Source organism: Mycetocola sp. Y444 (genome assembly GCF_059445295.1).
The window spans coordinates 1260305-1284347 of record NZ_JCAIUB010000001.1 but is presented as its reverse complement, the minus strand read 5'-3'; the positions used below and the strand labels follow the sequence as shown (position 1 = coordinate 1284347).

Sequence of the window (24043 nt, the reverse complement as noted above, 5' to 3'; positions counted from 1 at the left end):
CTGTTCCTTGTGGTGGTTTAGCCGAGCGCCATGGTCGCGACCGCGAGCGTGCACAGGGTGATTCCGGCGCGTTGGCCGATGGTGACCCGCTCTCGGAGAAGCGCAGCGGCGAGCAGCACCGTGACGGCGGGGTAGAGCGAGACGAGGACGCCGGCGATGCCGAGGCTGGTCGCTCCGGTGGCAAGCATGAAGGCGAGGGTTCCCGCGGCGCCGAGCACTCCGGAAGGGCTGCCCCAGCCGAGGACGCCTGTTGACGGACGCCAGATCTGCCCCAGGCTGGCGGCGGCCATGACCGTCAGAATTGCTCCGACCAGTTGATTGGCGGCGAGGGGGAGCAGGCCGGCGTTGTCGGAGATCTGTGCGAGGGCGATGAAGAGGACGCCGAAACCGATGCCGGCGATCGCGCCGTCGATGAGCGCTGCACGCCGGTGTGTCGCCCGGTCTGCGACCGAGCTCCGGGACACGAGCCAGATCCCCGGCAGTGCGGCAAGGATGCCGCCCCAGGCCAGCCAGCCCGGCCGCTCACCGAAAACGACGCCGGCCATCAGGGGCAGAATCGCGGCACCAACGGCGGAGATGGGGGCAACGAGCCCCATCGTTCCGCGGGTGAACCCGCGAAACAGGAAGAGACTGCCGGTTGCCGAGCCAACCCCGGCAAGCGCCGCCCACATGAAGTCCGGCACCACGGGGCTACCGGGGGCGACCAGCCCGGCCAGCAGCATAACGAGAGCTCCGGCGCTCTGGCCCACCAGGACAACCTGCCACGACGTGTGGCGGCGCGAGCCGAGGCCGCCGACAAAGTCGGACGCGCCGTACGCGAGAGCTGACCCGAGTGCCAGCAGGATGCCGAGGTTCATTTGTCGAGTCTGTCGCCGATATGGCTCCATCTGAAGGTCCGCTTGCCACCCGGAAAATTAGGCCATTTACTGGGGAGATGACGGTGAAGTGGGGCCGAGGCGGCCCCGACGTGCTGGTGGAGCTGGAATCCAACGCGGGATCGCTCGGGTCTCAGATCCAGAGCCAGCTGCGGGCGGCGATCCGCGAAGGCCGACTCGGGGCGGGTGAACGCCTGCCGTCAACGCGACGGCTGGCGGAGTTGCTCGACGTGTCACGCGGCACCGTGGTCGATGCGTACGAGCAGCTCCTGGCTGAAGGGTACGTCGAGTCAACGGTCGGGTCAGGAACGCGGGTGGCGGCACTCCCGTTGCCGGGCCCGGCCTCGCGACCGGCTGCGGCAACGGTGTCGGCGGGTACCGCGCCACCCAGGCCGGTCGCCATCGATTTCGAGTACGGCATCCCCGATCTCGGCACGGTACCGCTGTCCGACTGGAGCTGGGCCGTATCGGAGGCGACACGCACTCTTCCGACACGGGAACTCGGCGACGAAGACCAGGCGGGTTCAGCGCACCTGCGAGAAGTCGTCACCGCGTATCATCGCCGGGTTCGCGCCGGGTGCGCCGCGGCCGACGACGCGGTGATTGTGTCGGGCTTTCGGCAGGGACTGGCGTTTGCCCTCGCGGCCCTCGCCCAGCACGGAGTGCAGCGGATTGCGCTTGAGGATCCCGGTCCGCGCGAGCACGCGCTGATCGCCCGCCGCGCGGGACTCGAAGCCGTGCCGGTGCCCGTCGACGACCAGGGCGTTATTGTCAGCCGCCTGCGTGACACCGGCGCTCGCGCCGTGTTGCTGACACCGGCCCACCAGTGCCCAACGGGCGTGGCGCTGAGCCCGTCACGGCGGCGCGAACTGATCGCCTGGGCGGAGGGCATCGACGGCGTGATTCTCGAGGATGACTACGACGCCGAGTTCCGCTACGACCGTCAACCGGTCGGCTCGATGCAGGGCCTGAACGCTGCCCGCGTGATCGCTCTTGGGTCGGTCAGCAAGACCCTCGCCCCGACGATCCGGCTGGGCTGGGTGCTCGCGCCACCGCAATTCCTGGCCGCAATCATCCGCGAGAAAAGGCTCAGCAGCCGCGGTGCCCCCGGGCTGGATCAGGAAGCGTTAGCGCTGCTCATGGAAACCGGTCGCTTTGACCGTCATCTGCGACGCGTCAGGGAGCTCTATCGGTCACGCCGGGATGTCCTGGCTGTCGAGGTGGAGCGTAGCTTCGGAGCGGACCGATTGTTCGGCCTGGAAGCCGGCTGCCATGCCCTGCTCCATCTCCCGGGCGGGGTGTCCGAGCACGCAGTGGCGGCGACCGCAGCGACTCGAGGGGTTCGCGTGAATACGCTCAGCCACTATCGGTTCCCGGACGGAGCCACGGATCCGGTCCCGCGCCCGCCCGCGCTGGTGCTCGGATTCGGCAACGTCACCGAGGAACAGATCACGCGCGGGATCCGTCTCCTCGCGGATGCCGTTTCTCGCGTGCGACAGGGCGGATGAGCCCCTTCGTCGAAGGAGGGATACCCCCTCGAAAGCCGAGGACTCGGAACTCGCCATAGACAGCATGGCGGTCGGCGAGCAGACTCAGATTTGTTTGTTTCGCTGACTGGGGCGGCTCACTACGGCCGCCGCGTTTACCGAAAGCTGAGGCGCTGCCATGGTCGACTACTACGCAGATCCCGCAACCATCCCGATGCTGAGCGACGCACAGTGGGCGCGACTGACGCAGCACGCGACGCGTTTCGACGTCGCAGCGGGCGAGCAGATCATCGCCACGGGCCGGGAGAACTATCCGATGATCCTCGTCGAGTCCGGCGAACTCGAACTCGTTCGCGATTCTCTGCGGTGGCTCGATGAAGAGGTACTTGCACTCATCGGGCCAGGTCACTTTGCCGGTGAACTCGGTCTCCTCAACGGTCAGCGCGCGTTCCTGTCCGTGCGGGCGAAAGCGCCCAGCCGGATCTGGCGCCTGGAAGCCGCCGCGCTCCGGCAAGCGCTCTCCGAGGACGACGAACTGGGTGACCTCATCCTGCACACGCTGTGGGCTCGCCGGGAGTCGCTTCGGAAGGGCTCGGCGGCGCTGACCCTGAAATTCGTAGGGGTGGGCGACTCGCGCGAATTTCTCGCGCTCCAGCGGTTTGCGGAGCGCCTGGACCTCATTCACACAGCACTGGCACTCGAACCGGATGCGACCGTCTCGCACCCCGGCTTTCAGTGGGAGCCGGAGGACCTGCCGGTGGCTTTTATTCAGGGCGAAGCGTTCGTTCGGGCGACTCCCGCCATCGTCGCTGAGCAACTCGGGCTCAGCTACGAGCCCACGAGTGAGAGCGCTGTCGACCTCGTCGTCGTCGGCGGCGGTCCCGCGGGACTGGCCGCGGCCATCTACGGCGCATCCGAGGGGCTCAGCACACTTCTCCTCGAAGCCGTTGCGCCGGGCGGCCAGGCCGGCGCAACCTCGAGAATCGAGAACTTCCTCGGCTTCCCCTTCGGAGTCAGCGGGGCGTCGCTGATCGGACAGGCGACGCTCCAGGCGATCAAGTTCGGCGTGCGGGTCTGCGCACCGTGTGCTGCATCCGGTTTGCGTTCCACCGACGACGGCCTTGAGGTCGTGCTGGCCGACGGGAAGGTGATCCGCGCACGCTCGGCCGTCGTGACATCCGGTGCCGCCTACAAACGACTCCATCTCGATCGGTGGGATTTTTTCGAACGGACAAGCATTTACTATGCCGCGACCGCCCTGGAGCTGAGGCAGGTGCACGGGGCCCCGGTCGTCGTCGCCGGCGGTGGCAACTCGGCCGGTCAGGCAGCGCTGTATCTCGCGAGCAACGGCTGTGAGGTCCACCTGGTGGTGCGCGGCGGTGACCTCGGCGCACGGATGTCGTCGTACCTGGTTGACCGGATCGTGGACGACCCCCGAATTCACCTTCACCCCTCGTCGAACATCGTCGGGCTCGATGGCGAGCACACCCTCGAGACGGTGCACATCGATACGGCCGGAACGGTTGAGGCGCGCGGGCTGTTCTGTTTCATCGGTGCTGACCCGGCGACCGGCTGGATCGGCGGCCTCGATTGTGATGAGGCCGGGTTCATCCGGACCGGAACCGATATCTCGCAGCAGACGCTGCAACGCTGGCAAGACCTGGGACGGGAACCCCTGCCGTTCGAGACCTCAACCCCGCGCGTGTTCGCGGCCGGCGACGTCCGCCGCGGGTCGATGAAGCGCGTCGCCGCCGCTGTCGGTGAGGGGTCGAGTGCGATCGCATCGGTTCATCGGGTGCTCGCGTGATACCGAGTACTCGGTGAAAAAACCGACATATCCCCGGTTGGAGACCCTATCGCTCGCTCAGCGAACGATATATCGTTGACCATCGCTCGGAGTTCACAGGAGGTTCATCATGGGCAACTCATTCCCCGCAGGAGGATTCGGCGCAGGCATCCCCACGGACAGCATGTGGCAGATCATGGAGCAGCTGCGATCAACATTCGACAAACGTCCAAGCGGCCGCATGGGCCGTGGTGACGTCCGGGCCGCTGTGCTCGCGCTGCTTGCAGAGAAGCCGATGCACGGCTACCAGATCATCCGCGAGATCGAAGAGCGCAGCAACGGAAGCTGGAAGCCGAGCGCCGGATCGGTGTACCCGACGCTGCAGCTGCTCGCTGACGAAGGGCTGATCGAGTCCGAGGAATCGAATGGCCGCAAGACCTATTCGCTGACCGAGGCCGGGCGTGCGGTGACTGTCGACTCCGGCAGCACAGCTCCGTGGGAGACCACGGGCGCAAACGACAAGTCCGGCTTCACCGCGCTGCCGAAGGCGGGCGTTGAACTTGCGCAGGCGGCCACCCAGGTGGGTCGCACCGGTTCGCCGGAGCAGATTCGGCAAGCGGTCACGGTCCTCGACGAGGCGCGTCGCCGGCTCTACGCGATCCTCGCGCAGGACTAACGGCGGTGCCGCCGGTTCGCCGGGACCGAGGCTCTTCGCCGTCCGGAGCTGGAAATACGCGTGCTCGGTATCGCCGCATCCTGCGGTTCGCCGGGTGGAATCTCGCGGTGACGTGGTGGTACGAACTTGTGCTGCCGCGCATCGGATTGCGGAGGGTCGCCGACAGAACGCGAACACGGCGGATGCAACGCTTCGCACGGCGCTTCCACGTGCTCGCGGTCGACCTCGGCGGGCTGATGATCAAGGTCGGCCAGTTCATGTCCTCCCGGCTCGACGTCCTGCCGCCGGAAATCACCTCGGAACTCGAGGGGCTGCAGGACGAAGTACCCCCTGTGCCGTTTCCCGCCATCCGGACCCTCGCAGAATCGGAGCTCGGCGTGCGGCTCGAGCGAGCGTTCCAGTGGATCGACGAGACGCCGGTTGCAGCGGCATCCCTCGGTCAGGCCCACCGCGCCACCCTCGGTGCGCTCGACACCGCCGACACGGGGCTGACCGGCGCCGTGATCAAGGTGCAGCGCCCCGGCATCGATGAGATCGTCGACGTTGACCTGGCCGCGCTGCGCAAGGTGGGCGGATGGCTCAGCCACGTGCGCCTCGTTTCTGACCGCGTTGACGCGCCCGCGTTGGTCGAGGAATTTGCGGTCACGAGCCTCGAGGAGATCGACTACCTTCACGAAGCAATGAACGCCGAGCGGTTTGCGGCTGACTTCGCCGGCGACGACCGGGTGGCCGTCCCCGCCGTCGTGTGGGAGCGGACCACCCGACGGGTGCTCACGCTCGAAGACGTGACGGCGATCAAAATCAACGACACGGATGCCCTCCGTGCGGCCGGAATCGAACCGAGCGACGTGGCATCCGTCTTCGCCACCGTCATGTTCGACCAGCTGTTCACCCACGGCTTCTTCCACGCCGACCCGCACCCGGGCAACATATTCGTCACTCCGATCGATGCCCCACCCGGTCAACGGTCGTGGAAGCTGACCTTCATCGACTTCGGAATGATGGGGGAGGTGTCGAGCAGTACCCGGGCCGGCCTGCGGAAACTGCTGTTCGCTGCGGCATCTCGCGATGGGAAGGGACTCGTCGACGCGATGGGCTCCGTCGGTGTGCTGCTGCCGACCGCTGAAACAACCGAGCTCGAACGGGCGATGGTGCAATTGTTCGCCCGGTTCGGCGGGATGGGCTTCGCTGAGCTGCGTGACGTCGACCCGCGCGAGTTCCGTGATTTCGCCGTCGAGTTCGGGGACGTCGTGCGCTCGTTGCCCTTCCAGCTGCCCGAGAATTTCCTGCTCGTGATCCGAGCCATGTCACTGACATCCGGTGTGTGCAGTGCGCTCGACCCCAAGTTCAACCTGTGGGATTCCATCGAGCCCTACGCCACGCAACTGCTGCGCGATGAGGGTGGGAACGCGGTGAAGGATGCTGCCCAGCAGGCTCTCGAGATCGCGGGCATCGCCCTGCGGCTGCCCCGGCGCATTGATAACCTCATCGCCCGTTTCGACGATGGCACCGTCTCGGTGCAGAGCCCCGCCCTGGAGCGCCGGGTGATCCGGCTTGAGCACACGGCGCGACGCGTCGTCTCAGCGGTGCTGTTCGCCGGGTTCCTCATCGCTGGGGCCGTGGTCCGGGACGCGGATGCCGTATTCGGCACGGTACTGATGGCCGTGTCGGCAGTTCCGTTGCTCCACGCGCTCTTTGCGTCCCGCCGCTAGCGACGCGGCATTCCCGCCGAACGGGAACCCGGACTGCCGGGGCTGCTCGGCGCGGTACTCGCCGTCGCCGACACGCTGTGGGGCAGCTCGGACGCAAACTCGACGGTGGCAGGTCCGTAGACCGCGTCGCCATCGCGCACCAGCGCTGTGCCCTCGGGGATCTCCACTGTCGTGTGCTCCCGCGTGGCAACGGCAACGATGTCACCGGCGGGAGCCGGAACGACGACAGCGGCCCAGTCGAGGTCGCCGAGCTCAGGACGAACCTCGAACCGTGCCCATCCGTCGTCCAGCGGCCGGACCCCGAGGACGGCCTCTGGGAGGATTGCCGCCGGACCCGACGCCCACGCGTGGCTGAGGCTGCGGCCGAACGGTCGCCCGTACATCGCGAGTGGGTCGTCATCGAGAGTGGCTTCCTCCCACAACGTGCCAGGACCCCGCTCGAGCATCGCACCCCAGATCTCCCGCAGCTGGTCGAGCGCTGCCTGTGTTTGTCCCGCTGCGATCATCGCCCGGAGACGGAACGCCGTCATGAAGGGGGTTCCGGCGGTTCCCGCCTGAATCGCTTCGGTGACACCGGTCGGGATATCATCCCCGTGATGGATGCCGGAGAGCACGGCGAGAAAGTTGGCGTACGTGGCTGGCCGCTGCGAGTCTCGGGCATCGAGGTAGTCCGCCCAGCGCCCCTCGGAGGCAAGCCACCCGCGTCGATGCAGGGTCTCGGCGAGTGTGAGGGACAGGTCGCCCCAGCGCTGGGCGTTCGGGTGTTGAACCGCGCTGAGCACCCGGTGGGCACTTCGAAGAGCCCAGTACCAGAGCATCTGAAGCGCGACCGGGTCCCGACCGCTTTCGATGTCGAGACCCCAGTCGATGAACACCGAACCCGGCCCCGAGTCGGTGAAACCTCCGGCCTGTTCTGCCGGCCGGAAGACTCCATCGTCTCCCGCAAATCGGGCAAGATCGGCCACGAACCGGTCGAGTCTCCGCGACTCGGTCTCCGCAAACCGGAGATCGCCGAAATAGCGAAGCCTCAGCTCGGCAGTGACCACCCACCAGAGCGAGTAGTCCGCGATTCCGTTCACATACCCGTGGCTCGGCTGGCCCAGCGCGACGAGCCCATCGGCGACGACCCCCGCGGCGCCGAGCGCGAATGCGTTGGCCAAGGTGCTCAGCGCCTGGTCGCCGGCCCACGGCATCCGGTCTCGTTTGATCCCGTCGATCATCAGCCCCTGCATGCACAGCCGCAACGTGTACTGGGCGGAGGCCCAGATGCGGGTGAGCTCATCATCGGAACAGGCGAATGCTCCTGGGCGGTCGATCGCGGCCACGGAGGCGCGCACGGCGACGACTTCGAGTGCGGTGCTCGATCTGACGAATAGGTATCTGAAGCCCAACAGGTGCTGTGTGGTCCAGCCGCCATCATCGAGGGCGATGAGGTCGTGCCTGGTTTCGTGGGTGTCAGGGTCGCTGAGTGCTTCTTCGATGCTCTCGCCGCTGCAGATCCGTGGGGGAGGCCCCGGCGGAAAGACGGGCCGGCCGAGCACGGGCGCGCCGACATCGAAGAGTGAGTTCCCGATGCTGCGCGCGACGAGTTCGACCGTGCCGGTTGGCGCCAGGTGTGGAGCAACATCGCCGCTCTCCCGGGGGTTTACGTGCTCCCACGGTTCACCGGCGGTGCGGGCTTTCCACTCACGGATGGGCGCGAGCCGGTTCACCGCTACTGCAGGAACCTCGCCCTCCGCTGCTGTCAGGTCGAGGCGGATGCCGGTGCCCGCCGGAGCGGGGAACGTCACCGCGTTCGACCGACCGGATCGGTCGAGCACAACAGGTGTTCCTCCTACGGTGACCGCGGTGAGCGTCCCGGAAAAGCGCACCGTGACATCCGCGGCATCCGTCGCTATCGCTGCGAATGACGCTGTCGGGCAGACGCGACCGTAATTGCGGGGGTAGTGCACGTTGCGGTTGGCGGCGAAGCCGTCGTCGACCAGGCGAGCCAGCAGGGCACGCTCGAACTGGCCCGGTCCGTAGACCCACGCTGATGCGCCCGCGGGCGGGGTGACGGCATCGTCATCGAACGGCTGCGGAGACCGCTCATGCACCCAGGCACGCAGCTCAGCCGCGGTGGCCGGCGGTTGGCCTTCGGTCACCCCTTCACGGCGCCCGACGTCATGCCGGCGACGATCTCGCGTTGGAAGAAGATGTACATAATCAATGGCGGAATCGTGATGAGGAGAACATCCGCGAACAGGAGGTTGTACGAACTCACCGACTGGGAAATGTAGTTGAAGGTCGTCAGCTGCACCGTGGCGTTTTCATCTCCAGGCAGGAAGTAGAGCGCGTAGGTGAAGTCGCTGAAGACGAACACGGCCTGTACAACGATGACCGTGACGATCACTGACCTCAGCAGCGGAAAAATAACCCGGAAGAAGAGCTTGATCGGACCGGCACCATCGATGATCGCCGCCTCGTCGAGTTCGCGAGGGATCGACGCGACGAACGCCCGGAACAGCAGGATGCAGAAGGACAGCCCGAATGCGACGTGTACCGCGATCAGGCCGGGCAAGGTCTTGAAGAGTTCGAGGCCCTGGAGGACCCAAATGGTGGGGACGACCGCCGGTGGGATGATGAGGCCAGCGAGGACGAGACCGTTCACCAGCGGGTTCCACCGTGACCTCCGACGCTGCAGGACGTAGCCCACCATGGCGGCGAGCACCACCATGATGGACACGGCCGCGACCGTCAGGATCGTGCTGTTGATGAATGCCCGCACCAGCAGGAAATCGCGGTTCTGGATGACCGTGACGATGTTGTCGAACAGCGCCCATTCGGTCGGCCAGGAGAACTCGAGGGCTGCTGCCTCCGCTTGAGTTTTTCCGGCCGTGAAGACGATAAACACGAACGGAACGATGAAGACGAAGAGGGCGAGAACGATGGCCAGGGTGCCGGCGCCCCACCTCCAGGCGACACTTCTCATTGCTCATCGTCCTTTCGGTTCAGCCACCATGAGAGTGGAAAGATGATCGCGGCAACGACGAGGAACAGAACGACGTTGCCCGCGGTGGAGAGGCCGAAGAATCCGGCCTGGTACTGCTTGTAGATGACGGAGGCGAGGACGTCGCTGGTGAATCCCGGGCCACCTCCGGTCATCGCCCAGATCAGATCGAAGGAGCGCAGCCCTCCGATGAGGGAGAGCAGCACAACGGTCACGGTCGCGGGACGGAGGAGCGGGAGAGTGATGTGCCTGAAGTTGTTCCATGCGCCGGCACCATCGACCTTTGCTGCCTCGAAGTACTCCTGCGGAATGGCAACCATCCCGGCGATGTAAATCAGGGTTGCCAGTCCGACACCTTTCCAGATGTCGACGAGCGCCACTGAGAGCAGGGCGAGTGACGGGTCGGTCAGCCATGCAGGCCCCTCGATGCCGATCACGGCGAGGGTCTCGTTGATGGGCCCGCCGAATGGGTCCATGAGCACTTTGAACAGGATGCCGACGCCGACGGTGCTGACCAGGACGGGGAAGAAGATCGTCGCTCGCAGGAAGCCTCGTCCGACGATCTGCGAACTGAGGAAAACGCCGAGCAGGAGGCCAAGCACGACCTTCGCGCCCGAGGTGAGGAAGGCGTAGATGAACGTGTTGACGAAGCCTTGCACCAATTGGGGTTCCTGGAAGAACCTCACGAAGTTATCGATGCCGGTGAACTCGACATCGAAGAGCGTCCAGCGTGTGAGCGAGAAGTAGAAGGATGAAAGGGTGGGGACGAGGAACAGGACGACGTAGAAGACGCCCGCCGGAATAAAGAACCAGGTCGGATATGAACTTTTCATGCGCCGACGCGTGGTTGGCTTCGGGGCGATATCGCCGCGCGATGTCGAAGCTGATGCCGTGGCTGTGGTCATTGTCGTATCTCCCAAATGTGCCGCGGGGGTCGGACTGCCGACCGGCCCCCGCGGATCGATGAGGCGGCTTACCAGCCATCCAGGCCGAGTTGCTCGGCCTGCTTCTTCACGTCTTCGTCGTACTGTTCTGCGCCGTCAGCAGCGGGCGTGATGCCTGAGCCGACCGCCACCGTGATCTGTTCGAGTGCCGGGCCCTTGATGGGGGAGAGGAACTCGAGCGCGAGGTTGGTCTTTTCCTCATCGAAGTACGGCTGGAGGTCGGAGACCATCGCCGGTACGTCATCGGGAAGTTCGCAACCTTCGACGACGAACGGACCCTGCGGGGCAGTCGTCTCCGACTGAATGTCGCAACTCTCCGGTGTGACCAGGAACTCGACAAACTTCTTGGCTGCCTCGAGTTTTTCGCCTTCGGTTGACTGGGGAATATAGACGCCGCCTGGCATCCAGACGGTGAGACCGTTGGTGTCCGCGTCCGGACCGGGCATTGCGAACGCTCCGACGACGTCGCTGGCCTCCGGATTTGTGCTCATGAGCTGTCCCGCTGCAAACGTGAGGATCGGGTAGTGCGCGCCCGCGCCGGTGGCGACCATGGTGACGCCGTCCGCGTACGTGGCCGAAGAGAAATCTTCGTTGAACAAGTCAGCTTCGAACGCCTGTTGGAGGTGTTCGAACCCAGCGAATGCGGGCTGGTCGACGTACTTGGCTTTGTTGTTGGTGTACTTCTCAGCCCAGTCGGGATCTTCGGAGAGGACGTTGTGGAAGTCCCCGAGGATGAAGAGTTGCGACGTCCAGGTATCGCCGTAGGTCTGCACGATCGGGGCAGCCGTGCCGGCAGCCTTGACGGCTTCGCTGTTGGAGATGAACTCATCCCAGGTGGTGGGTATCTTGAGCCCGAGCTCAGCGTAGATGTCCTTGTTGTAGAGCACGGCGCCCCCGATTGACTGCCCCATCGGCACGCCGTACACGCCGTCATCGCCGCCGACCGAGTCGATGAAGTTTTCATCGAGCTTGTCGACCCACTCCTCGTCGGAGAGGTCGACGAGCGTCGACTCGGGAGTCAGCGCATCCAGAAGTGAACCGGAGTTGTACGCGAAAACATCGCTCATCTCTCCGGTCGCAAGGCGGGTCTTGATGAGGTTGTCGCCGTCTGTGCCCTGAGGTCGCGTCTGAACATCAATCTTGATGTCGGGGTTCTCTTTCGTGAACGCCTCGGCCAGGGCCTCAGCGGTTGCAACCGATGCCTCCTGATTGTCAACGAGATAGGTGAGGGTGCCGGCTGACCCTGAGTCGGAACCCCCGGCGGAGCAACCAGCGAGAGCGAGCGACACGGCAAGACCGCCTGCGCCGAGAGCGACAAAAGAGCGTCGCCGAGTACGAGTGACCATTTCTTTACCTCCATGTAAAGCAACTGCGCTGTTGTATGCCCCGAATCCTCTCGGCGCTATGGCGAGGCCCACGCTACAAGCGGTTTCGAAAATCTGTCAACCGATCTACACAACTTTTCTGAAACGATTTTATCTGTTCGTAGAACGATCTATGTTTTCGGCCACAAACGTGTATTGTGGCAGCCAATTGAAAGGGGACGAGAGTGCCGGGATCGCGAGGAGCGACGATTGAGGATGTCGCGCGCGAGGCTGGTGTCTCGCGCGCAGCCGTGTCAAAAGTTATCCGTAACGCCTATGGGGTGAGCGCTGGAATGCGCGAACGGGTGAACGCCGCGATCGAGGTTCTCGACTATCGTCCGAGCATCGCCGCGAGGGCCATGCGGGGGGTGAGCTTCACCCTGGGATTCGAGCTGCCGCACATCGGTAACCCCTTCTTCTCCACCATCATTGCGGGGGCCACCTCAGAACTACGGCACACGCAGTACCAACTCATCATCGCGCCAGCGGATGGAGTGGACGGCGAGGAGGGGATCCGCGCGCTCCGCGCCCTGTCAGATCGCCAGGTCGACGGTATCGTGGCAGTTTCCCCGCTGGTCTCGCCCCAGTGGCTCGAACGACTGGCGACGACGGTGCCCGTCGTGATGCTCGGCCGCCATGACGAATCCGTCTCCTACGACACGGTGACGGGTGACGACGTTGAGGGCACCCGGCTGGTGATGGAACACCTGTTCCAGCTGGGCCATCGGCGGATCGCACACCTGACACGCAGTGAAGACGTCACCCACTCGGGGTCAGGCACCCCCCACTCCATCCGACTTGACGAGTACGTCTCGCACATGCGCACAGCCGGCTTCGAGGAGCACACGCAGATTGTTCGCACGGGCATCTCGGAGGATGCCGCGCGACTCGACACTCTCGCGTTGTTCGATCGCGAGATTCCGACCGCGATTTTTGCGGGCAACGATGAGCTTGCGCTCGGGGCGCTCCGGGCGATCGACGAGTGCGGACTCTCGGCATCCGACGTTTCCGTTGTCGGCTATGACGATATCGACATCGCCAGCCACCCCGCGATCTCGCTCACGAGCGTCAACCAATGCGGTGAAGCCATGGGCGAACACGCTGTGCGCCTGTTGCTCGAACGCATCGGCGGACGGACCGAACCCGTCAACGTCGTGGTACAGCCCACGCTGAAGACCCGACAATCCTCGCAACCTGCCCCGACACGTAACACTCCCTGACACGAACCGGTGTAACCGGGAACCTACGGAAGGTCGACCAATGTCCCAGCATTTGCCCGCTTCAACAATCACAGACCAGAGGGCCCGGGTCCTGGCGGTGGAAACCCAGTACCCCGACGATCTCATCGGGATCCCCTCGGCTGGTTTGCGCCTCACCTGGCGCGCTACGGCAGCGTCGCCGCAGATCGGTTACCAGGTGCGCTGGGATGGCGTCGACAGTGGCATGGGGGAGCCCACCCTGTCAGACGCGTCCATCGGCGTCGCCGCTCCCGGGCCGGTTCTGCAGCCCAGCGAAGTGCGGCACTGCGAGGTTCGCATCGCAACGGCGGACGGATGGTCACCGTGGAGTGATGCCCTCACCGTTGAGGCTGCGGTGGATCCGGCCTCTCTCGCTGCCCAGCCCATCGGTGGTTCCGAACCGGTGGAAGGTCCCGTGACTCTCCTGCGCACGACCTTCACCGTGCCTGACACCGCGGTCAGGGCACGCATGTACGCCACGTTCTGGGGCGTCGGCGAGCTGCGTCTGAACGGGCAGCGTGCAACGGAGGAGCACCTCACCCCGGGGTGGACGGCATATCAGGACCGTGTCCTTCTCAGCACCTGGGACGTGACCGAATTGCTCCAGGTCGGGCAGAACGCGCTCGGAGTTTTGCTCGGGGACGGCTGGTACCGAGGGCGACTGGGCTGGGTCGACGGCACGGAGCAGTACGGCACCGAAACCGCAGCCTTTGTGCAGATCGACGTCGAGTGCGCGGACGGCAGTGTCGTACGGGTCGCATCCTCCCCGGAGTGGAAAGCAGCCACCGGCGGCATCCGTTCGGCAAGCCTGTATGACGGCGTCGAGGTCGATCTTCGGGCCGAGCCGGACGGATGGGACACCGCGGACTTCGACGATGCCGCATGGGCTGCTGCCCGGGCGGTCGACGTCGACACGGCGGTACTCGAACCGCGAATCACCGGTGGGGTCAGGACGGTCAGGGAATGGGACGTCGCTGTTGAGCAACGCGATGGGCACAGCTTCCTGGATGCCACCCAGAACATCGCCGGCTGGTTGCGGCTCGTGGTCCGCGGTTCGGCGGGCGACCGGGTGGAGGTCCGCCACGCTGAAGTGCTCGAACCCGACGGATCGATCCACACTAAGTCGCTGCGCACGGCGCGGGCGACCGACGGGTACGTGCTCGCGCAGGACGGCGAGACGACGCTCGAGCCCACATTCACGTTCCACGGTTTCCAGTACGCCGAAGTCACGGGCGCCGAGGTGGTCTCGGCTACAGCGGTCGCCATCTCAAGCGCGGATCGACCACGGTCGGAGTTCGCGTGCTCGGAACCGATGCTCGAACGGCTGCACTCGAACGTGGCATGGTCGCAGCGCGACAACTTCGTCTCCCTGCCGACAGATTGTCCGCAGCGCGACGAGCGGCTCGGCTGGACCGGCGACGCACAGGCCTTCGCGCCGACGGCAAGCACTCTGTTCGATGTCGAGCAGTTCTGGGTGTCGTGGCTGCGCGATCTTGAGCTGGACCAGGATGCCGACGGCGCGGTTGCGGCTGTCGTTCCCAACATCCTTCACGACGCTGACGAGCCGGATTCCGGCAAATGGAAAACCATGGGACGCGCCGGGTGGGGGGATGCCGCGACCATCGTGCCGTGGGCGGTGTACGAATCCTATGGAAGCGATGAGGTCCTCGAGCGGCAGCTCACCAGCATGCGACGCTGGGTCGCGAGCCTGGAGAAGCGGGCCGACGGTGGTCTGCTTCCCACCGAGTTCCAGTTCGGCGACTGGCTGGATCCTGACGCGCCGGGCGATCAGCCCTGGAATGCGAAGGTGTCAGCGGACTTCGTGGCCAACGCGTTCTTCGCGCACAGTGCCCGGCTGCTCGCCGAGACCGAACGGCTCCTTGGCGACGCCGGCCGCGCGCACGCTGCCGACCAGCTCGCGGACCGCGTCGCTCGAGAGACCTGGGATCGCTGGGGCGAGGAGGCAGTCCAGACCCAGACAGGGGCGGCGATCGCACTCGAATACGGCATCTCACCCGACGACGAGCGCGAGCGGATCGGGGAGGGGCTCGCACGCAACGTCCGTCAGGAGCGCGGGCGCATCGCCACCGGATTCCTCGGAACCCCACTGGTCCTCTTCGCGCTCGTGAACAGCGGCCACACCGACGAAGCTTTCCTCATGCTGCTCCGCCGCGAAGCGCCATCCTGGCTCTACCAGGTGGAGATGGGTGCGACGACGGTATGGGAGCGATGGGATGCTCTGGCGCCGGATGGAAGCATCCACTCCGGCGATATGGCAACGGATGACAGCTCCGGAATGCTCTCGTTCAATCACTACGCCTATGGCGCTGTGATCGACTGGGTCTACCGTTACGTCGGCGGTATCGCGCCGAGCGTCGACCGACCCGGATATCGCCGTATTGTCGTGGCGCCGCGACCATCGACAACCATCACCTGGGCCCGGGCGTCGGTTGAGACCCGGCTCGGCGATGCGTCGATCGACTGGCGTCTCTCGGGGAGCGACCTGCGAGTTGACCTGGTCGTGCCATACGGCGCGGAAGCCGTGTTCGATTTGCCGGTCTCCGATGGCTCGGCAGTCGAGTTGAACGGGCGGGCATTCACCGGCACGAGCGTAGGACCGGGGGAGCACCACATCGTCGTAACGACCGCGCGCGTGGCAGACCCCGAGGCACTTGTGGTGTCCACTCCGTAGCGCAATCGAATAAGTGATGCCGCCCGGCCGCCCGCGAGGGACCGCCGGGCGGTTTCTTTTCGGCGATGGCAACGTCACTCTTGTGGATTAGTTAATAAGGCTCCATTATTAACCCCGCCATCGGCATCCGTTCGCGATGGTCTACCGAGACTCATAGGAGAGTACTGATGCGAAAGATCAATCGCGTGACGGCGTTTGCCCTGGCGGGTGTGGCCACACTGGCCCTGGCCGGATGCAGCACAGGAGGCGGCGGGAACGCCGAACTCGTCTTTGGCATGTCGGCAGGGGCGGTGAAGGGCTGATGGGCGAGCACACGTTGATTCCCCGTCCGCGCGTTTTCACCGCTGCGGATGGCGAGTTCGTCCTGCACGGTTCCGTCTCGGTCGCCGCGGTTCCGGATGCGACGGATGCCGTCGCGCTGCTGGCCGAGCGGTTGTGGGCCGGTGCGCGGATCCGTGTCGACGTCGTCGATCAGGCGCCCACCGGCATCCGATTTGTGACGGATGCCACGCTGGCACCGGAAGCGCACCGCGTCGACGTGACCGAACAGGGGATCTCGATCACGGCATCCGATTCGGCCGGATTCCTGCACGGCACCGCAACTGTTCTGCAACTGATGGGCGACGGGATCTGGCGTTCGGTGAGCGCCACAGCACGGACCGTCACGGTTTCTGCCTGCCAGATCGAGGATGAGCCGGCCTTCGCGTGGCGGGGAATCATGCTCGACGTCGCGCGGCACTTCCTGCCGGTGCGAGAGGTGCTCCGCATCGTGGACCTCATGGCGATGCACAAGCTCAACCGACTGCACTTCCACCTCACCGATGACCAGGGCTGGCGGATCGAGATCCGGGCGTTCCCCCGGCTGACGGAGGTCGGCGCGTGGCGGGATCGCACCCAGGTGGGTGCAGACGACGCGACGGCGCCCGAGATCGAGCGGCCGCACGGCGGTTTCTACACTCAGGACGACATCACCGAGATCGTGGCGTACGCCGCGAGCCGCGGCATCGTCGTCGTGCCGGAAATCGATCTCCCCGGCCACTCGCAGGCGGCGATCGCGGCGTATCCCGATCTCGGTGTGCCGGATGCCGACGGGCAATCGCCGACCGTCGAGGTGTACCCGCGGTGGGGGATCAGCCCCTATCCGCTCAACGCCGAGACCAGCACCGTCCACTTCTTCCGCATCGTGCTCGACGAGGTGCTCGCGCTCTTCCCGTCGATCGACATCGGGCTCGGCGGCGACGAGGTGCTATCCGGGGCATGGGAGGCCGACGCCCGGTCACAGGAACTGGCGCGCGATCGGGGCCTGTCACACCCGCGCGAACTCCAGTTCTGGTTCCTGGACCAGCTGCGCGCTCACATTGAGCAGCAGGGCCGGCGGATGCTGGCCTGGGACGAGGTCCTCGAACACGACGTGAGTGAAGATGTCACCGTACTCGGATGGCGTGGGGATGCCGGAATCGGCGAGGCACTGCGGCGCGGTGTTCCGGTGGTCGCGTGCCCCGACAACCGGCTCTATTTCGATTACCGCCAGTCGGATGACGCGAGGGAGCCGATCCCGGTGGGCGTCGTCGTCGGGCTTCGCGATGTCTATGGCTACGATCCGGTCCCGGAATGGGCAACGCCCGAGCAGGCGATGCTTGTGCGGGGAGCGCAGGCGAACCTGTGGGCCGAACACCTGGAGGATGCACGCTCGCGCGACTACATGCTCTGGCCCCGGGCATGCGCCCTCGCCGAGGCGCTGTGGAGCGGCCCGGGTGGGGCCTTCGATGACTTCGAGGTGCGGCTCGATTCGCACCTGCGCCGGCTCGACGAGCGTGGCGTGGAGTATCGTCGCCGCGGGGGACCGCTACCGTGGCAGGAGCGGCCCGGTGTGGGTGGGCGCATACAGGCGCAGGCGGAACGTCAGCGGGAGATCGATGCGCTGACCTCCGTCATCGTGAGGTGAGCGCAATCGAGGGAAAAGAAGGACGCAGGTTCAGACGTGCAGAACCCCGGTGAGCAAGCGAACCCGGCCACCGGCATCCTGTCGCTGACCCCATCGGAGTTGCGCGCGCTGCGGCGTCCGTCTCCGACATCCGGTGGGGCGGCGATCCAGATGACGCGGCAGCACAACCTCTCGGTCATCCGCCGCCTGCTGTACGAGAAGGGACCGCAGTCGCGGCCAGAGCTCGCGCGGCTCAGCGGCCTGTCGACGCCGACGGTTGGCGCGCTGGTCGCAGAGCTGGTGGATGATGGCACCGTCGAGGATCTGGGTGTCGTCGCCGAGGCCCGGGTCGGCAAGCCTGCCTCGCGAGTGGCCATCAACGCCGCGGGCAACGTGTCGGTCGTGTTGGATCTGACTCAGGACGATCTGTTTATCGGTGCGACCGTCGATCTCGACGGGGTTATCGTCGATCGAGTGCAGGTGGATATCGGCGACGCTGCTGGTGAGAACGCGCTCGAGCACGCCGTCGACCTCGCGAACGTGCTCATCGAGCGGACCACCGCTCAGGTTGTCGGCATCGGAGTGGCTTCGCCCGGCCTGGTCGATGACACCGGGCAGGTCCACGTTGCGGACCGGTTGCGATGGCGCGATGTTCCGCTCGCGGAGACCCTCTACAGCCGGACCGGCGTTGCTGCGGTGGTTGGCAATGACGTCAACCTGCTGGCGCTGGGTCTGAACCGGTCGCAGAAGTGGGCGGGGCGAGACGCCATCGTGGTCGCGCTCGACAACGGTGTTGGTGCCGCTGTCCTCATCGGGGGTGCACCGGTCCTCGGCGAGCAGTTCGCCGCCGGTGAGATCGCTCACCTGACCGTCGATGCAGACGGCGCCCTCTGCCGGTGCGGCCGCCGCGGATGCCTCGACGTGGTGGTCGGCGCGCCTCACCTCGTGCGGCGGGTCGCGGCATCCGGCACGACAGTACTTGAACCCGCCGGCCAGATGCTCGGCGAGGCGCTCGCGCCCATCGTGCTGATGCTGAACATCAACGTCGTCGTTGTGGTGGGTCCCGCCGAGCTCGTCGAAGGGCCCTTCGCCGCGGGCGTCGTCACCGGCGTGCACTCCCGCTTGCGTCCGGCAATCGTCGAGGGCCTGGAGATCGAGGTTCGCCGCAACGACCCGGAACTCGTGTTGCGCGGGGCGGCGGCCCAGGTCCTCGAGGCACAGCTCGGGATGCGCTGACGGCTCGAGGCCTGGCGCATCGACCCGAGTCTCGCCCGTTGTTTCGGGCGGTAGACCCGAGGGGCCACGCCCAATAGGTGGCTGGACCCTGCGATCCTCCGCCCGAAACTACCCAACTAGGGCCCGGGTGCGGCTACGAGGGCTCGATGCCGGCCATCGGCACCCGCCGCACGGTAGCGACCGCCGACGGCCGGACCCGGCGCGCCGCAGCAGCTCCCGACACTCACCGTTGTTTCGGGCGGCAGATCCGGGGACCACGCACTATAGGCGGCTGGACGCTGCGATTCTCCGCCCGAAAGTGCCCACCCAGGCCTCGGCTGCGGCGGCCGGACCCGGCGCGCCGCAGCAGCCCCCCGACCCTCGCCCGTTGTTTCGGGCGGCAGACCCGAGGGACCACGCCCAATAGGTGGCTGGACCCTGTCATCCTCCGCCTGAAACTACCCAACCAGGCCTCGGCTGCGACGGCCGGCACCCGCGGCACCTCGGAGCACCACCGGTCGCCACCCACGTCTCGCCCGTCGTTTCGGGCGGTAGACCCGAGGGACCACGCCCAATAGGTGGCTGGAGCCTGCGATTCTCCGCCTGAAACTATCGAACCAGGCCTCGGCTGCGACGGCCGGCACCCGCGGCACCTCCGAGCGCCACCGCTCGCCACCCGACCCTCGCCCGTTGTTTCGGGCGGTGGATCCGGGGCTCCAAGCCCTATGGACGGCTGGACCCTGCGATTCTCCGCCCGAAACTACCCGGCGCGACCAGGGTTCGGCTGGTCCGACGCGTGGAGAGTCACCAGCCGTCCGGCCCGCTGCTTCCCGCCGGGTATTCCTCCAGGGGAACCTCGCCCGCCTGCCAGGCGTTGAGCACCGGGGTGACGATGCGCCAGCACTGCTCGGCGATGTCACCGCGAACCGAGAGCAGCGTGTCATTCTGCAGGATGCCGGCGAGCACCTGGGCGTAGGCGTCAAGCTCAGGCTCACCGGGGCGCGCCTCAAGGGTCACGCGTCGTAGCTCCGCGGCGTCGTCGGCGCCGTTGACGAACAGGTCCAGGTCGACGTCACCGTTCTCGAGCGACATCCGCAACACAGTGCCGGTATCCGTACTCGCGCCGCGGAACCCGGCGGGAGGCGTCGAAGCGCGGAAGTGCACCGCCGCCTCGGCGCGGGGATTGCCGATGGCCTTGCCCGAGCGCAGCACGAACGGCACGCCCTTCCACCGGGGTGTGTCGATCTGCAGCAGCACCTGAGCGAGGGTCTCGATGCCGCGGTCGCCATCGACGTCGGCTTCGTCGACGTACGACGGGAACAGTTTCCCGTCCACGCGTCCCTCGGTGTAGCGTGCCCGGCGAGCCGAGGTCGGGTCGTCACGCCAGATGCGGGTGACGCCCAGGACCTCCGCCATCCGTTCGTGCACGTCACTCGCGGTGATCTCGTCGGGCCGTTCCATGGCGACGAGGGCGAGCACCATCAGCAGGTGGCTCTGCAGCATGTCGCGCAGCGCTCCGGTCTGGTCATAGAAAGCAGCCCGACCCTCGAGCCCCAGCACTTCGTCGTAGACGATCTCGACCTTCTCGATGTGCTCGGCACTCCAGGACGCTTCGAGCAGGCGGTTTCCGAAACGGAGGCCGAGCATCCCGAGCACGGTCGCGTTTCCGAGGAAGTGGTCGATGCGCCACAACCGGTCGGCGGGAATCACGGCCGCCAGCGCCTCATTCAAGGCCCGGGCATCGTCGAGGTCCTCACCGAACGGCTTCTCGATCGCCACGACGAGGTCATCGGGGAGGTCTATTGCGGCGAGCGCCTCCGCGACCCGGCGACCCATCGCTGGCGGAAGTGCGATGTAGAGCACCGGTGCCGTTGGGCAGGCCTCCAACAGGGCTTTCAGCTCGTCCGGATCAGACGCATCCGTTTGAACAAATCGTGCACGAGCGGACAGCTCGTCGACAGTCCCGGCCGAGATTCCGGCGTCCTCGAGGCTGCGACGCACGAGGGACTGCCACTCGTCGTCGCTCTGGGCGGTCCTGGCGGCTCCGATCAGCGTGAGTTCCAGCCCTCGAGCTGATTCGGCGACGCGAGCAAGTCCCGGCAGCAGCAGCCGCTCGGTGAGGTCACCGCCGGCGCCGAGGATCGCGATCGTGCGGGCGTCGGGTGAGATCGACTCGGCGTCAGGAATTCCGGGCTGGTCGGTCATCGTTGCTCCTTGCGGTGAGAGGCGTGCACGTTGCGGCACCGGGTCGACCCTGGTCAGGTTCCCGTGACAGTCGAGGATACGCCGCGGCCTCTCCGTGAGACACGTCTTGACGGCGGTCGGCGCAACAGGGTACGAATCTGCCCGTCGAACCGACGTCGTGTCGACACGCGGGTGTTCAGAAGTACTGCGGATGCGACGCGGCGGCTTACTGGGCGGAACCAGCGTTGCCCCATGGGCCGGGTGAGCCTACATTCGCAGCAACCGGGCCCGGACTCCACTGGCTGCGGCACGCATCGCTCTTCGGCGGCGATCGCGCTGAGGACCCGGAGGGCATTGCACGACCGATCAAAGGAGATCACATGAAATCGTTCAAGGAGTTGCTGAGTTCTGGAACCGCCATCGCTGCAGCAGCAGCGCTCAGCGCGGGCCTCGTTCTTGCGGGAACCGTCGCCACCGACGCACGGGGAAATGGACACGGACACGGAAACGGAAACGGCAATAAGCCGACGACCGCTGATTCGATCTATTTGGATGAGATCAAGGACTACGGTGTCTGCCGTGGGACCGACGCCAGCTGCTACAACGAATGGGGAAACGGCTGGAAGGAGGGTGAGCAAAAACGCATCCTGATTTGGAGCCGAACGGCGGGCCCCCGTCACGCGCACCTGGGCACGCCACTCGGCCCAGGCCTGAACCCGCCGCTGAACGCAGACAATGTGGCGCAGGCCGGACTGAAAGCCTGGGCCGCTGAACGCGGCATTCAGGCCGATTACACCGAAGACCTCGCGAGCTTCTCACGCCTGAGCTCCTACCAGGCCGTTGTCTTCCTTGGCTCGAACCGCGACACCCTCGATGACCCCGCCCAGACGAACCTGATGCAGTATGTGCGTGGCGGCGGCGGCTTCGTCGGCATCCACAACGCCTTCGGTGCCGAGTACCACTGGGAGTGGTACGAGGGCCTGCTGGGTGGAGCCAACTTCTACGACCACGCCCCGAACCGCCCGGGCACGATCGAGACGATCAACAAGAAGGACGTGTCGACGAAGTTCATGCCGCGCAAGTGGGCATTCACCGACGAGTGGTACAACCTCGTTCCGTACCCGAGCTACGTGAACGTGCTGCTCGAGGTCGACCCGAAGACGAGCCTCAACGGTCGCGCTACCGGCCACCCGGGACACGGTGAGCAGCACGCCGTCAGCTGGTGCCAGTACTACGACGGCGGCAAGTCCTTCCTGACGACGCTCGGCCATGACGTGGCGGTGTGGACGGATGCGCCGATTGCCGGTGACGACATGTTCAAGGAGCACGTGCTCTCCGGCCTTGAGAGTGCCATGGGCATCAAGCCTTTCTGCGCTGTCTGACCTTTCGCACAAGCATCCGAACAACAGGAGCCCGCACCCGGTATCGCCGGGTGCGGGCTCTTTTTAACGGCGATGATCCACTCAGTGGGCCATCGTTCGGCTCTGTTCTCTCTATCCTTGCCGCGCTCTGGGCGCCGTCACATACTGGACACATGCGCAGCGGTCGATGGGACGAGCCGGTATCGGTACTCGACCGCATCATCGCCATTCTGGAGGCCGTCCGAGAGTCAGACGGGTCGACGTCGATTACCCGAATCGCCGTCGCCACTGGCACTCCGAAGTCAACGGTTTCCCGTTTGGTCCGGGATCTGGTGCGGCAGCGGTACCTGGCCAGGACCGACGATGGGGTGATCATCGGGCTCAGGCTCTTCGAGCTCGGCGCGCGAGCGAGTGGACCTCGCCGGCTCAGCCTGGCCGCCGTTCCGGTGTTGGCCGAACTGTTCAACGCGACGGGTGAGCACCTGAACGTCGCTGTCCAGGATGGGCGCGACATGGTGTCGGTGATCTCGGTACAGGGACGCCTGCGACCGGCACCGTCGCGCGCCGGTGTTCGGGTGCCGTCGGCGACGACGGCTCTGGGCAAGGCTGTGCTGGCGTTCTCGGAGGATGAATCCGAGCTCGGGCACATCATCAGGGGACTCGATCGCAGCGCACGGGACGCGTTCGAGCGGGAGCTCGCCAGTGTACGCACGAGTTCCGTCGCGATCGACCGCTGCGCAACTTTTCCGGGAGTCGTCGGCGTCGCGAGTCCGGTTCTCTCACCGCAACGCCGACCGGTGGCCGCGATCTCGGTGGCCGGACCTGTCGCCGACATGGATCCACAGCGGATGGCCCCGCTCGTCAGGCACGCCGCTCGCCTCCTCTCCCAACGTCTCGCCTTGTAGCGGCATGGCCGGGGAGACGGGCCGCCGGGATGAACTCTTCGGCGTTCTCGATCGGATGACGATCATCTTCGAGGCGTTCGACGACGATCAGGGCCTCGGCCTGTCTGAACTTGCTGCGCGCGCCGGCCTCCCCAAGTCCACGGTGTCCCGGCTCGTTTCCGGGCTTGTCCGGCAGCGCTATCTGGAGCGCGAGGGCAAGCTGATCTACCTCGGCCTTCGGTTGTTCGAGCTCGGCCAGCTGGCAGAGGTCCCGCGCGAGCTGAGGTCCGCGGCCCTGACGGTCATGGCCGACCTGCGGACCACGACGGGCGAGACCGTCCACCTGGCAATCCCCGACGGCGACCGGATGGTCTGCATCGCGATTATGCGTGGCAGGGGCGCTCCTGCGGATGTTTCCCGGATCGGCGCGAGTGTGCCGTTGCAGTCCAGCGCACTGGGAACGGCCGTCCTCGCCCCTGCCGCTGGGGTGGCGACCGCGGTCTGCGAGTCCGTCCCGGGCCTCACCTGGGTGGCCAGCGCGATCTCGGTGCCCGGAAGCGGTGCGATCGCGGCAATCTCACTGTGCGGGCCAGCGAACGACTTCGACGTCGATGGGGCCGCTGTCCACATCCAGGAGGCCGCGCGGGCCGTCGAACGCCGTCTTGAACTTCGGGCATTCCGGATGCCGTAAGGCTTCCGACACCGCCTGCAC

18 protein-coding genes are annotated in these 24043 nt (G+C 66.0%); 12 read left to right on the top strand and 6 right to left on the bottom strand.

Annotated elements, in window-relative coordinates:
* Positions 1 to 17: 17 nt before the first annotated feature.
* Positions 18 to 857, bottom strand: a complete 840-nt coding sequence (locus AC1C2M_RS06130) for a DMT family transporter (RefSeq protein WP_495435582.1) — start codon at positions 855 to 857, stop codon at positions 18 to 20.
* Between the two features lie 77 nt (positions 858 to 934).
* On the opposite strand from AC1C2M_RS06130, the gene pdxR reads away from it, so the two are divergent.
* The 4 genes from pdxR to AC1C2M_RS06110 all read left to right on the top strand — a co-directional run bounded on the left by pdxR (position 935) and on the right by AC1C2M_RS06110 (position 6536).
* Positions 935 to 2383: a MocR-like pyridoxine biosynthesis transcription factor PdxR gene (gene pdxR, locus AC1C2M_RS06125; RefSeq protein WP_495435581.1), complete on the top strand. Its 1449-nt coding sequence runs from the start codon at positions 935 to 937 to the stop codon at positions 2381 to 2383.
* Positions 2384 to 2540: 157 nt separating this feature from the next.
* Positions 2541 to 4169, top strand: a complete 1629-nt coding sequence (locus AC1C2M_RS06120; RefSeq protein WP_495435580.1) for an FAD-dependent oxidoreductase — start codon at positions 2541 to 2543, stop codon at positions 4167 to 4169.
* A 109-nt stretch (positions 4170 to 4278) separates the two neighbouring features.
* Positions 4279 to 4824, top strand: a complete 546-nt coding sequence (locus AC1C2M_RS06115) for a PadR family transcriptional regulator (RefSeq protein ID WP_495435579.1) — start codon at positions 4279 to 4281, stop codon at positions 4822 to 4824.
* 5 nt (positions 4825 to 4829) lie between these two features.
* Positions 4830 to 6536, top strand: coding sequence for an ABC1 kinase family protein (locus AC1C2M_RS06110; RefSeq protein ID WP_495435578.1), 1707 nt, complete (start codon positions 4830 to 4832; stop codon positions 6534 to 6536).
* On the opposite strand, the gene AC1C2M_RS06105 is transcribed toward AC1C2M_RS06110, so the two are convergent.
* From AC1C2M_RS06105 to AC1C2M_RS06090, 4 genes are all read right to left on the bottom strand, one after another.
* Complete coding sequence (locus tag AC1C2M_RS06105; RefSeq protein WP_495435577.1) at positions 6533 to 8680, bottom strand: alpha-L-rhamnosidase-related protein; 2148 nt, start codon at positions 8678 to 8680, stop codon at positions 6533 to 6535. The two genes, AC1C2M_RS06110 and AC1C2M_RS06105, sit on opposite strands and share 4 nt — an antisense overlap.
* On the bottom strand, positions 8677 to 9507 hold the full coding sequence (locus AC1C2M_RS06100) for a carbohydrate ABC transporter permease (RefSeq protein ID WP_495435576.1): 831 nt from the start codon (positions 9505 to 9507) through the stop codon (positions 8677 to 8679). The genes AC1C2M_RS06105 and AC1C2M_RS06100 overlap by 4 nt, the downstream gene beginning before the upstream one ends.
* Positions 9504 to 10358, bottom strand: coding sequence for a carbohydrate ABC transporter permease (locus AC1C2M_RS06095; protein WP_495435575.1), 855 nt, complete (start codon positions 10356 to 10358; stop codon positions 9504 to 9506). Before AC1C2M_RS06095 ends, AC1C2M_RS06100 begins: the two co-directional genes overlap by 4 nt.
* A gap of 140 nt (positions 10359 to 10498) precedes the next feature.
* On the bottom strand, positions 10499 to 11815 hold the full coding sequence (locus AC1C2M_RS06090; protein WP_495435574.1) for an ABC transporter substrate-binding protein: 1317 nt from the start codon (positions 11813 to 11815) through the stop codon (positions 10499 to 10501).
* Positions 11816 to 12018: 203 nt separating this feature from the next.
* On the opposite strand from AC1C2M_RS06090, the gene AC1C2M_RS06085 reads away from it, so the two are divergent.
* The 5 genes from AC1C2M_RS06085 to AC1C2M_RS06065 all read left to right on the top strand — a co-directional run bounded on the left by AC1C2M_RS06085 (position 12019) and on the right by AC1C2M_RS06065 (position 18923).
* The gene (locus AC1C2M_RS06085; protein WP_495435573.1) at positions 12019 to 13053 is read left to right on the top strand and encodes a LacI family DNA-binding transcriptional regulator; all 1035 of its coding nucleotides are present in this window, start codon (positions 12019 to 12021) and stop codon (positions 13051 to 13053) included.
* 40 nt (positions 13054 to 13093) lie between these two features.
* Positions 13094 to 15763 (top strand): family 78 glycoside hydrolase catalytic domain, encoded by a 2670-nt coding sequence (locus AC1C2M_RS06080; RefSeq protein WP_495435572.1) that lies wholly within the window; start codon positions 13094 to 13096, stop codon positions 15761 to 15763.
* Positions 15764 to 15930: 167 nt separating this feature from the next.
* Positions 15931 to 16065, top strand: a complete 135-nt coding sequence (locus tag AC1C2M_RS06075) for a hypothetical protein (protein WP_483403891.1) — start codon at positions 15931 to 15933, stop codon at positions 16063 to 16065.
* Positions 16065 to 17708: a beta-N-acetylhexosaminidase gene (locus tag AC1C2M_RS06070; protein ID WP_495435571.1), complete on the top strand. Its 1644-nt coding sequence runs from the start codon at positions 16065 to 16067 to the stop codon at positions 17706 to 17708. Before AC1C2M_RS06075 ends, AC1C2M_RS06070 begins: the two co-directional genes overlap by 1 nt.
* Before the next feature lie 36 nt (positions 17709 to 17744).
* Positions 17745 to 18923 (top strand): ROK family protein, encoded by a 1179-nt coding sequence (locus tag AC1C2M_RS06065; RefSeq protein WP_495435570.1) that lies wholly within the window; start codon positions 17745 to 17747, stop codon positions 18921 to 18923.
* 783 nt (positions 18924 to 19706) lie between these two features.
* On the opposite strand, the gene AC1C2M_RS06060 is transcribed toward AC1C2M_RS06065, so the two are convergent.
* A complete protein-coding gene (locus AC1C2M_RS06060; RefSeq protein ID WP_495435569.1) occupies positions 19707 to 21107 on the bottom strand; it encodes a glucose-6-phosphate dehydrogenase in 1401 nt (466 codons plus the stop codon).
* 359 nt (positions 21108 to 21466) lie between these two features.
* Between AC1C2M_RS06060 and AC1C2M_RS06055 the strand changes: the two genes are divergently transcribed.
* The 3 genes from AC1C2M_RS06055 (at position 21467) to AC1C2M_RS06045 (ending at position 24022) form a co-directional block, all read left to right on the top strand.
* Positions 21467 to 22468 (top strand): ThuA domain-containing protein, encoded by a 1002-nt coding sequence (locus AC1C2M_RS06055; RefSeq protein ID WP_495433818.1) that lies wholly within the window; start codon positions 21467 to 21469, stop codon positions 22466 to 22468.
* A gap of 152 nt (positions 22469 to 22620) precedes the next feature.
* Positions 22621 to 23352, top strand: a complete 732-nt coding sequence (locus AC1C2M_RS06050) for an IclR family transcriptional regulator (RefSeq protein ID WP_483403896.1) — start codon at positions 22621 to 22623, stop codon at positions 23350 to 23352.
* 4 nt (positions 23353 to 23356) lie between these two features.
* A complete protein-coding gene (locus tag AC1C2M_RS06045) occupies positions 23357 to 24022 on the top strand; it encodes an IclR family transcriptional regulator (RefSeq protein ID WP_495433819.1) in 666 nt (221 codons plus the stop codon).
* Positions 24023 to 24043: the final 21 nt, after the last annotated feature.